This window comes from Streptomyces sp. NPDC059009 (genome assembly GCF_042740175.1).
GTDB lineage: Bacteria > Actinomycetota > Actinomycetes > Streptomycetales > Streptomycetaceae > Streptomyces.
In genome coordinates this window covers 1-10,758 of the sequence record NZ_JBHYJB010000088.1, presented here as the reverse complement: position 1 = coordinate 10,758, position 10,758 = coordinate 1, and the positions used below count along the sequence as shown (strand labels likewise).

Sequence of the window (10,758 nt, the reverse complement as noted above, 5' to 3'; positions counted from 1 at the left end):
CCCACTCCGCGTTCGTCAGATCACCTCGCCCCACGTCGAGAACAACGAGACGGCAAGCCGACAGTCACATGATCCGCCGGACAGAACCTAGGGGCCATCGGGCATGCTGGCCACCCGCGCGCAGGGATTCCCGGAACTCCGCGACCGAGCTGTGTGGCACGGCGAAGGCAGGCAGGCTCCGACTGGTGCGAGGTACTCACGTCCGAGCGAACCGGTCATGCCGGGTGGCCGGTGTCCGGGGAGGCGACGGCCCGTGCTGCGCGTACCTCGCGTCGCAGTGGTTCGAGTACGCCGTCCTCGGCTTCGTCTTGGCCGGGTGCCTCCGGCGTCGATGCCAGAGTGGTCGTGCCGCGCACCGCGTCCGCCAACTCTTCGAGTTCCAGGGCGAGTTCCTTGGCGTCGGCGGGTGGTGGCCAGGGGGCTCCGTGCCGCATCCGGATGCGGGCGGCGGTGGTCGCGTCCACCACGCGCTCGATCGCGACGACCAGTGGCCACCACGCGGCGGCGCGGGTTCCCATCGGGGGTGGTTCGGTCAGGGCCCGTTGGAACTCGGTGCGTACGGCGGCCAGATCGAGGTAGAGGCGTCGCCGCATCCGGGCGCGGGCCGCCCGGTCGGGGACGCCGGGCGCCTCCGGGTCGAGGAAGGCGCACTCGACGTAGCGCGCGGTGTCCCCCACCGTATCGGCGAGTCTGTCGCCGATACGGGTGCGCCAGCTCTCCGGCCACAGCAGGTAGCCCGCGGTCAGGGCGATGCCGCAGCCGATGACGGTGTCGTACAGGCGCGGGGCGATCAGGTGGGTGCCCTGGTGGTTGATGACGTCGGACAGCAGCAGGATCACCGGTGTGACGGCGGCGTTCTGGTAGCCGTAGCCGCGCAGGGCGAGGGCCGGGATGAGCGGCGCGAGCAGGGCCATGGCCGCCACCTCCCACCAGCCGCGCGGCACCTGGGAGAGCACCACCGCTGCGAGCAGCAGGCCCGCAGCGATACCGACAGCTCGCAGCACGGCCCGGGAGAAGACCGAGCCGAAGTCGGGCTTCATGACGAAGACGACGGCCAGAGCCACCCAGTAGGAACGCTCCACCTCGATGAGGGAGGTCAGGGTCTGGGCGAGGCCGATGCACAGCGCCAGGCGCAGTCCGTAGCGCCAGGCGACGCCGGAGAGCAGCATGGTGCGGGCGGCGCGGCGGGCGCGTTCGTGCAGGGCGCCGGGGCGGCCGAGCCGGTCGTCGGCATTGTCAGGGTCGGAGTCGGGGTCGGTGCCGTCGATGGCCTCGGCGGCGTGGCGCAGAGCGTCGTCGAGGGCGCGTGTGGCCGGATCTTCGGGCTCGGGCAGGCGCAGGGCAACGGGGCCGGTGAAGCCGCGGTCGACGGCGTCGGCGAGGGTGCGTACGGCTGTCGGCACCGCCACGGGCAGCGGGCGACCGGAGCGCTCGGTGCACTGGTGGATGGCGGGGGCGGCTTCGACGACCGGGATCAGGGCGTTGAGCCGGCCCACGAGGCGCACCAGGTCCGGGCGGCGGCCGTGGTCGCGGGCGCGGTGGGAGAGCAGGAGATCGTAGGACTGATTGAGCAACTGGGTGACGTTCTGCCGGGCAGCGGCGTACGCGCTCGGCCCGAGCGCCGCCGCTTCCAGGAGGTCGGCGACGGCGCGGTAGGTGTCGGCGACCGCGGCCCGCTCGGGCAGCCCGGACCTGAGCGGCCAGGCCAGCAGTGAGAGCAGGAGCACGAGAAGCCCACCGGCGCCCATCAGTACGGCCCCGGCCCACCAGGGCTCGGGCATCGGAAGCCCGGCCCCGACGACCGCGTTCATCAGCAGCAGCATCCCTGAAGCCGAGGAGACGGCGCCGATCGTGGAGATCATCCCGGACATGAGGGCGATGGCGGTGACCACGGCGACAGCCACCCATCCATGCCCGTACACGAGCGTGCCGAGAGCGATGCCGACGGAGCTGAAGAGCTGCGGCACACCGATGTTGAAGACCCGCATGCGGTAGGTGCTCGTCGGGGAGTCACCGCTGATGACGCTGGAGAGCCCGCCCATGGAGACGAGCGCACCATACGCCGGATACCCGGAGGCGATCCCGACGGCGAGCGGCAAGGCCATGCTGACGCCGGCGCGGACGACGGCGGGCCATGGGGTGCGGGCGGGCCGCGGCTTCAGCGGATCGAGGGTACGGGCCAGCCACCCGGGCGGGGAGGAGAGGTGCGAGCCGGGGCACAGGCGGGACATGCGCCCCAGTATGTTGCGATACCGGCGAGGGTGCCCGCAGAGGATCGCGGGCGAGTGATGAGCGTGCCCGGATCCGGCTGATCGGCCTGTCGCCTACGCGACCTCTTGGCGGGGCAGCGCCTGCACCACTGCCGGCATGACCAGTTCGGCATCCGCCAGGCGAGGCGGTCTGCCCGTGGTGCGCTCCTGTGCGACCTTGTCGTCGGCCCGTCTAACCGCCTCGTCAGGGGTGGTTGCCGACACGCTGGCTCGCGGACCGAACCTGCCTTCCCGTGACGATCTTTGCGGGGATCAGCGAGAGCCATACGCAGACCGCCGCAAGGGGCGAGACGAAGGCGACGGGCACGGACAGGCCGAAGACGATCACGGTGGCGCCGAGGTCGCGGATGACACCGCGCGCGAGCTGGTCGCTGATGTGCTCGGCCTGCAGGTGCTCGTGGCGCCACAGGACGGCGGCGATGGCCAGGTGAAGCGCGACAGTGCAGGTGATGACGGCGGCATACAGGGCAACTGCCAGGGGCTGGGTGCGGTACTCGGCCAGCAGTGCGGTGGGGAAGGGCAGCAACGCGATCGCTCCGAGCGAGGCCAGGGTGAGCCGCAGCAGGGTCGCATCCACCCGGCGCACCCGCAGGAACAGTCTTCGGTGATCGCGCCAGAAGGTCGCCAGGATGTAGAAGCTGAACACGTAGGCGGCCACCTGCGGCCACAAGCGCGCGAGGGCACGCCTGAACCCTGAGGTGTCCAGGCCGTCAGGGACCTTCACGTCCAGCACGAGCAGGGTCATGGCGATCGCGTAGATCCCGTCTGACAGCGCGATCAGTCGGTCCGGGCTCGCTTCGATCTCGTCCCGTGTCGCACCCCCGAACCAAGGACGCCGTAATGAATGGCGGGCTCGGCTTCATCCGGGCCGAATGCGGCGCCGTTGGGCTGGTTCGGCAGCTGCGCAGCACCTCAGTCGTCTTCGCCTTCCTTGCCTGCGCCCAATTGGCTGGGCAGGCCCCACACGACGGGGCTTCGGTGACCACCGGGCAGCGGTGTACGTGCCTACTTGCGTGTCCGCATCCAATAGGCGCCAACAAGGACACCGATGGCGAACACTGCAGCGAGGGCCAGGAACAGCGGCGCGGAAACGTCCACGAAGATCAGGCGGACCTTGACCCGCCCGAGGTTCGTAAAGATGAACACGAGCGTCAGTGCCGCCAGGGCGAGGGTCAGGATCCTGCTGGGTGTCCAGGTGGTGCCGCGTCCGGTGGAGTTGGGGGAAGTGCCGGAGTTCTTCGGGCTCATGGAGGTGCCTTTTCGTTCTGGTGAGAGTGGCGCCGCTCTGCCCGGGCCAGTGAAGCAGCCTCGCGAGGCGAGTCGACGGCTCGACATGCGCCATGCCCTCCGCATGGCTGTGGACGTGTGACGCGTGCCGCGTCGATATCTGGACGACACACATTTGTGGACCCGTGGATGCGATCCCCTGATCGGGCGGATGCGGCCCTCTCCGAGGCTTGGTCACGCATGTGGCACTCCGCCGTGTGCGGCCGGCGTTGGAGAGGCCGATGCTCGGTGGACGTTGATCGGATACGCGCGGCTGCGCCGGGCTCCTCACCGCAGCATCGCTCGGCGCGGGGCCACTGGACGCGGGGCCGGGCGGCCTGCGGTGCGGCCGTGCTGGTGGGCGTGGTCGGGATGGGCGGCTGGGCCGGTCTCGCCCGGCGGAGCGCGGACAGTGCCGCGGTGCTGTGCGGGCACTCCGCCGTCGCGAAACACCTCGACCTGTCCTGGCTGCGCGAGGGCGAGGGCGAGGGCGAGGGCGAGGGCCGAGCATCGCGCTCGACGGGGGGCGGCACGCTGGGTGGTACGGGCGGGCAGAAGCCGGTGCCGATCGCGAGCGTCGGCAAGGTGATGACCGCGTACGTGATCCTCAGGAACACCCGCTCGAGGGCAGCGAGGCCGGGCCCGCGGATCGCGGTCGATGCCGCTGCCGCTGCCGAGCGGGAGGCGTACTCGTCTGATGAGTCCTCGGCTCCGGTCCGTGCGGGGCAGCAGCTCACCGAACGGCATTTGCTCGAGCTGCTGTTGCTTCCGTCCGGCAACAACATCGCCCGGCTGCCGGCCCGTTGGGACGCCGTGAGCCAGGAGGTGTTCGCCGCGAAGATGAACCGCACCGCACGGGACCTCGGGATGAGCCACACCACGGACACCGGCGCGAGCGGGATCGAGGCGACCACCACGAGCACCGCCGATGACCAGCTCAAGCCGGCCCGCCAGGCCATCAAGCAGCCGGTGCTGCGCGCCGTGGTCGCCCAGCGCAGCGTGACGGGTCCCACGATGCCGGGCCCGGTCACCAACACCCTGCTGGACAGGCCCGGAGTCATCGGGCTCAAGACCGGGTCGAGCACTCCCGCAGGGGGCAACCTGATGTGGGCCGTCGAGGTCACGTCCGGGGCGAAGCACTGCCTCGTGCTCGGGGCCTCGGGAGCGCGTCGGGCTGACACTGGAGTTCCTGGGTGAGCGTCGAGCACCGCGCGTATCCGATGCGCATGTCGGCGGTCGAGGTGTCCGGCGCGAGGGCAAGTAGGACCGGGGTGCCGGGGCGCGACGGCTGGCCGGGCTCGCGGTCGGCGGGGCGAGCTGGGTTCGGCCCGGCAGCGTGAGCAAGGGGGGCGCTCGACGTCGTCCGCGTCGCTCGGGCAAGGGACTGTTTACGAGAGCCCGGGGGCGGAGACGCAGCTGTCTCCGCCCCCGGGCTTGAGGTTCAGTGCCGGGGGGCGCGTGGGGTCGCGCGGGGGAGGAGGAACATCAGGACCCATGTGATCAACAGGCCGGCGATCACGTACGGAAGGGTGACGGTGAAGGCGTCGACGACTTCACTGCCGCGGGCGGTCGCGGTCTGGTCGTGGGCGAAGAAGACGACCCCGGTCAGGACGACGCCCAAAGCGACGCCGAGGTGCATGGCGGTGTTGAACAGTCCGGAGGCCGATCCGGCGTGCGCGTCGTCGACGCGGCCGATGGTGAGGTCGGTGAGCGGGGCGCCGATCATGCCCAGTCCCAGGCCAAGCGCGAGGACCGGCAGAGCCATGACGGTCATGGTCAGGCCGGTGCCGTAGGCGGTGGCCAGCAGGTGGAACGCGGTCAGGGCGAGCGCCGCGAGGAGCGCGCCGGCCTGGGGGACGCGGCGCTGGTGGCGGGCGACGGCGGCCGTGGAAAGCCAGGCACCGGTGATTTCGGTGAGGGCGAGGAGGAGGAAGCCGATCGCCGCACGTGACGGGCTCAGGCCCAGGCCCTGCTGCAGGAAGAGGGTCCAGCACATGAAGAACAGACCGGACAGTAGCCCGACGACCAGCTGGGCGGCCATGCCTCCGCAGAAGGGCCGCCCGGAGAAGAGGGCCAGCACCATGAGCGGGGAGCTGCCCCTGCGGGTCCTTGACCGCTGCTGGAGGACCAGGCCCGCCAGCACGGCTGCGCCTGCGGTCATGGCCGCGAACGTCCACCATGGCCGGCCGAGCGCGCCGCCCGCGCTGAGCGGGTAGGCGATCAGCAGCAGCCCGAGCGCGGACAGGACCGTACCCAGCGGGTCCAGGCGCAGGGCACGCCGGTCACGGGACTCGCTGATGTAGCGGCGGCCGAGCAGGACGGCGGCGATGCCGAGGGGAACGTTGATCAGGAAGATGGACCGCCAGGTGAGGCCGAACAGGTCGGCCTGGGTGAGCATGCCGCCCAGCACCGGACCGGCGACGCTGCCGACGGACATGACGGTTCCGTACAGGCCGAACGCCTTGGCGCGGGCGCTGCCGGAGAAGGCGACGTGCAAGGTGGCCAGGACCTGGGGCACCATGACCGCCGCGCCGCCGCCCTGTATCGCGCGGGCGGCGATCAAGGTGGCGGGGCCGGCGGCGAGGGCACACAGCAGAGACGCGGCGGTGAAGGCGCCGGTGCCGTACAGGAAGGTGCGTTTGCGGCCGTAGAGGTCACCGAGGCGGCCACCGGTGATCAGCCCGACGGCGAGAGCGAGGGAGTACGCGGCGTGAGTCCACTGGAGGTCGGCGGCCATGGCACCGGTGTCGGCCTGAATGGTCGGCAGGGCGGTGTCGACGACGGACGCGTCCAGGACGGCCATCAATTCACCGATCAGCACCACGGCCAGCATGATCAGGCTGCCGCGGCGCAAGGACCGTCCAGCAGAATCGGCATCCGGGCGGGGCGGGGCGTTGCGGGTGTCACGAGACACGGAGCAGGGATTCCTGTTCTGAGAAGTAGGGCGAAACGGGCAGACCAAGGCCCGGGTACGCCTACTGCGCACAGGAAAATGCCACGGAGCCCAGGCCATCGGGAACACCGTCTTCACAGCGGACAGCACAAACCGCCTGACCACTCAGGCGGGCGTCCGCGGGCAGAGCCCGGGAAAGACGGCTACTGGGCCTGGGATATAAGTCATCACCTCGAATGAACACGCACCCGCCCATGCACAGGGCGGCAGAAGAACCTAAAAAACATACATGTTCGACCCGCCGTGCTCTGCGCGGCGTCAGAGCCGGCGCCTCAAAGACGCCCAGTGGCTCCAGGGCAGGCTCAAGAACATGCTGGCCAGGTCGATGTGCACGCCGTCCCCGAACGCACAGGGGGAACGCATCAACCCTTTCCTCCCACCGAACGAGGGGCGTACGGGGCGAGTGGTTGAGGGCTTTGACCTGACCAGGGGCGGGCGCTGAGATGGCCGACTTCAAAGATGAACTGTCACCGGACCTCATCGGGCTCCCGCTACGGGCCGCGCTCACTCCCTGCTACACCGCCGAGTTCGCAATCCGCCCCTTTATCGACGCCCACGACCACCTCACGATGGACCACCTCAGGTCGTGGACCACCGACCCGAACAAACATGTGCGGCGGCTCGTCTCGGAGGGCACGCGGCCGCGGCTGCCCTGGGCACCACAACTCTCCCGATTCGTCGCCGATCCCACTCCCGCGCTGGCGCACCTGGAGTCTCTCGTCGGCGACGAATCCTCCTACGTGCGCCGTTCAGTGGCGAACCACCTCAACGACATCAGCAAAGACCACCCCGACATCGCCCTCGACGCCGCCCCGCGATGGTCCCTCAGCACCACGCAGGGGGATTTCGTCGTACGCCACGGCCTGCGAACGCTCGTCAAACGAGGACACCCAGCAGCTCTCGCGGTTCTCGGGTTCGATCACGACGCCCCCATCGAGATCACGAACCTCGCCTGCTCGCCTTCCACCATCTCCATCGGCGGCACGACCACCGTCACCTTCACGCTGCACGCCCCCAACGCAACGAGAGCGGCGATCGATTACCTGGTCCGCTACCAAGGCGTTCGCGGCCCCAAGGCGGGCAAGGTCTTCAAGCTGACCGTCCGGGATCTGCCCGCAGGCCAAGCGGTCCACTTCTCACGCCAACACCGGTTCCAGCACGTCTCGGTGCGCACGATCCACCCCGGCCCGCACCGCATCGAAGTCCAAGCCAACGGGCGCATCCTCGGTGCAACCGAGGTCGACGTCACCGCTGACGAAGCATCAGAAGCCTCGGCCTGAGTCGTCTGAGCTGAACCGGGACGGACACACGCGACCGTCTGTACACCGGCCTCGACGACCCGAAGACAGCACCCCAAGCAGGCCAACGGCCGAACCGACTGAGCCACTCCAGCCTCCGGCCACGACGCCGACCGGGCCCGCCGATCGGGGAAGACGCCGAGTCGGCGATCGACTACCAGCTCGCCCACGCGCGTGTCGCTGCGGGAGGCCGACGCCCCTTCGACGAGACCGCTGCCCAAGCCCTCATCCGCCGCGACGTCGAGCATGCACAGCACGACACTGCCCGCAGGTGCCGTGGCCTGTCCCAGCGGTGCGTCCCATTGGCCCGGGGCAACCCCGGAATCAGCAGGTCAACGCCCTGGTAGGGCAAGGCCGTCCCAGAATGTCCCAGCAGCCCCCGAAGCGCTTCACCACCTGCGGGGCATCCCGGAGTCTCAAGAGAGACAGACGAGGAATCTCCACGGGGGGACACCATGCACCTGCGCACCAGCCACCACCCGGCCCGCACCCGCCGGGCCGCGATCGCTGCGAGCAGCCTGCTCACAGCGGCCGGGCTGCTCCTGACCGGCACAGCATCCGCGACGGCCGCCGACGGCATCGCCATCAGCGGCCAGGGGAATCCGTTCGACGACTGGTGGAACGAGGGCACTCTCACCACCAGTGCCTACAACCACAGCAACGTCGCCGCGATGTGGCAGACCATCCTGTGGGCCGACGGCTATCTGAACTGGGATGACATCGACTGCAGCTTCGGACCCAAGGCCAAGGAACAGACGATCTGGTGGCAGCGCTACCACGACCTGAGGGGCGACGGGATGGTGGGCCCCAAGACTTTCAAGAAGGCAACTGAAGATCGCCTCGCCGAGCTCGGCGGCAACAAGTACCGGTGGGTGGGCAAGACCGGCCGTCACATCACCTTCTATCGGGCCGCAAACGGCAAGTGGGGGATGTACCTCGGCAACGACCTCAAGACGCTGTGGTACGGGAAGGCCACCTTCAACAAGTGCTAGAAGAGCACTGAAGACGTTGGCGCAGGGGCTGCCCGGCCACACGCCGGGCAGCCCCTGCGCCCCACCGTCCCGTACTCGCGGATATGGCCGCGCCCTGCGCCAGTCAGCCGCAAGACAACAGCGCCCGCCTACGCGAGGGTGCTTCCGGGCTCGAATCAGCACGTCCTACTGCGAGGCGGATGCGCCCTCGTCGATAGCCGGGAGAAGTCGCAGCGTAGAGATCAAGGAGTCGGCGAGGGCGGCGAGTTCGGGGGCGTGGCGGCGCTCGGCCCACGCAACGGTCAGCTCGATGATGTCGTCCTTGCCAGGCGGAGCGACCGCGAAGGTGACGATGTGGCCCTTCTCGCGTCGCAGGCCGCCGTATGAGCGGTTGATGACCGGCCCTGCCACTCGCACTGCAGGCCCGGCAGGGACATCGAGGTAGGTGATTTCAGGCTGGTGGACGAAGCCCCGCCGGTGGACCAGCATGGCCGCGACCTCGGCTACATCGGGTTGGGAGACACCCTCCTCGCCGTAGCAGTTGAGGGTGAGCAGCGCGGCCGGTCCGGCCAGGAACTGTCGCAGGCTGGTCGGATCACCGACCCAGTGCTCGGCCGTGATCATCGCGCCGGTCTCGTCGTCCTCGGTGGTGTCGAGCCAGTCCTGGCCCAGGTCGAGCTCGCACGTCCAGTCGTCGCTGGGGCTGTTGTCGTCGCTCACGGCAGGCTCCCCGTCGGCTTGCAGGTTCACACTCACAGATACGGATGGTCTCGTAGTCCGGCACCCACCGCACGGCCGGGGGAGTTGGCGGGCGCCGACAGGCGGGGAGCCGAGGAGCGAGGCGGGCGTCACGACGGCCCACGTCAGCTGCCTCACGGATCGATGTGCGCGGGCCATCCCGGGATCTCCAGACCGAGCTGTTCATGCGGTTACGCGGACGGTTACTACGCCCATGCCCGTGAGGGGGTTCCGCGACGGGAGGTGTTAGTTGTCGAGGGGGAGAGGGTTGGGGAAGGCGTCGGGGAGGGGTTGGCGGAGCAGGTGCTTGTGGAGGTCGCTGTGGGTGTCGGTGGTGTCGATCCGCCGCCATGAGCCGTCGCGGAAGCGCAGGAGCAGCATCCGCGTCTCGTACTCCCAGTTGAACGGGTCGACGAGGCTCACCTCGTCGGCGCCGAGCCGGGCGACGATTTCCGTGTGCTTCTCCCGGGACAGGACGGCACGCACAGGTGGTGCGGCGAGGGTGATGCCGTCCTGGGTGATGAGCACGAGGCGCTGGTCGTCGGTGGAGTGCGTGTACCAGCGCAGCAGGAACTGGCCCGCCGCACCTTGCCAGTTCCCGTCGAAGACGCGGTCGAGCCCCTGCTCGACGATGAACGCCTCGTGCCGCCGGGCTTCACCCTTCTTCCCCCGCAACCGCTCCTTCTCGCTCTTGAGGTCGAGAGTGCGATGGACTGCTTCCCTCGCTTCGGTCAGAAGGACCGCCAACCACCCAATCAACCTGAACGGCGCGGCGAGCACCGCGAAGAGCATCTCCAAGGGGTGCATCCGCCCTGGGCGGAGCCGCGGGGAGCCGGCCGCCTCGAACACGTCGGCGGGTGGCGTGGGAATTTTTCCGATCGTGCACCATTCCGAGGCTTCGGCCTGTATGCCCAAACGGTCGGTGATTGCGCGTTGTTCGTCCTTGTTTGTCACGTCAGGCGCTCCTCGTCGGTGTCGCAGAATGGCTTGGTCATGATCGACGAGCAGTCCTGTGTCATCAAGGCCCCTGGTTCCGTGGAGGGTTGGGACCGCGATGCAGGCTGGGCCTTCCACGAGTTCGCGGGCGGGCGCTGCGGGCTTCGCGAGCAGGTGTTCATGACGGATGGCGAACGCCGATACCTTGCTGCGGAATTCTTTCGAAGGCCGGGTGGTCGACGGCGCGGCCATGGGAGCGGCAGGGCACACCTCGATTGTGTCGCGGGGCCTGCACAAAACGGTGATACTCCATCAAATATTGCCGA

9 protein-coding genes and 1 pseudogene are annotated in these 10,758 nt (G+C 69.3%); 4 read left to right on the top strand and 6 right to left on the bottom strand.

From position 1 onward, the window contains the following. Positions 1-215: 215 nt before the first annotated feature. From ACFWYM_RS44525 to ACFWYM_RS44515, 3 genes are all read right to left on the bottom strand, one after another. Positions 216-2,231, bottom strand: coding sequence for an FUSC family protein (locus ACFWYM_RS44525; RefSeq protein ID WP_384851272.1), 2,016 nt, complete (start codon positions 2,229-2,231; stop codon positions 216-218). A 223-nt stretch (positions 2,232-2,454) separates the two neighbouring features. Then, a complete protein-coding gene (locus tag ACFWYM_RS44520) occupies positions 2,455-3,042 on the bottom strand; it encodes a TMEM175 family protein (RefSeq protein ID WP_384851273.1) in 588 nt (195 codons plus the stop codon). Between the two features lie 233 nt (positions 3,043-3,275). Then, the gene (locus tag ACFWYM_RS44515) at positions 3,276-3,518 is read right to left on the bottom strand and encodes a DUF1049 domain-containing protein (protein WP_384851270.1); all 243 of its coding nucleotides are present in this window, start codon (positions 3,516-3,518) and stop codon (positions 3,276-3,278) included. A 369-nt stretch (positions 3,519-3,887) separates the two neighbouring features. On the opposite strand from ACFWYM_RS44515, the gene ACFWYM_RS44510 reads away from it, so the two are divergent. Beyond that, on the top strand, positions 3,888-4,733 hold the full coding sequence (locus ACFWYM_RS44510; RefSeq protein ID WP_384851268.1) for a D-alanyl-D-alanine carboxypeptidase family protein: 846 nt from the start codon (positions 3,888-3,890) through the stop codon (positions 4,731-4,733). A 244-nt stretch (positions 4,734-4,977) separates the two neighbouring features. Here ACFWYM_RS44510 and ACFWYM_RS44505 read toward each other — a convergent pair whose 3' ends face one another. Next, positions 4,978-6,390 carry an MFS transporter gene (locus ACFWYM_RS44505; RefSeq protein ID WP_384851266.1) on the bottom strand — a complete coding sequence of 471 codons (1,413 nt, stop codon included), beginning with the start codon at positions 6,388-6,390 and terminating at the stop codon, positions 4,978-4,980. 542 nt (positions 6,391-6,932) lie between these two features. Between ACFWYM_RS44505 and ACFWYM_RS44500 the strand changes: the two genes are divergently transcribed. Then, complete coding sequence (locus ACFWYM_RS44500) at positions 6,933-7,769, top strand: DNA alkylation repair protein (RefSeq protein ID WP_384851264.1); 837 nt, start codon at positions 6,933-6,935, stop codon at positions 7,767-7,769. Between the two features lie 473 nt (positions 7,770-8,242). Beyond that, entirely contained in the window at positions 8,243-8,779 is a 537-nt protein-coding gene (locus ACFWYM_RS44495; RefSeq protein ID WP_384851262.1) for a peptidoglycan-binding protein, read from the top strand. 165 nt (positions 8,780-8,944) lie between these two features. Here ACFWYM_RS44495 and ACFWYM_RS44490 read toward each other — a convergent pair whose 3' ends face one another. Both ACFWYM_RS44490 and ACFWYM_RS44485 read right to left on the bottom strand, forming a co-directional pair. Continuing rightward, positions 8,945-9,478 (bottom strand): hypothetical protein, encoded by a 534-nt coding sequence (locus ACFWYM_RS44490; RefSeq protein WP_384851260.1) that lies wholly within the window; start codon positions 9,476-9,478, stop codon positions 8,945-8,947. Positions 9,479-9,742: 264 nt separating this feature from the next. Further along, positions 9,743-10,243: a hypothetical protein gene (locus ACFWYM_RS44485; protein ID WP_384851258.1), complete on the bottom strand. Its 501-nt coding sequence runs from the start codon at positions 10,241-10,243 to the stop codon at positions 9,743-9,745. 246 nt (positions 10,244-10,489) lie between these two features. Here ACFWYM_RS44485 and ACFWYM_RS44480 point away from each other — a divergent pair. Continuing rightward, positions 10,490-10,758 (top strand): annotated as a pseudogene (locus ACFWYM_RS44480) (hypothetical protein); the annotation flags it as partial.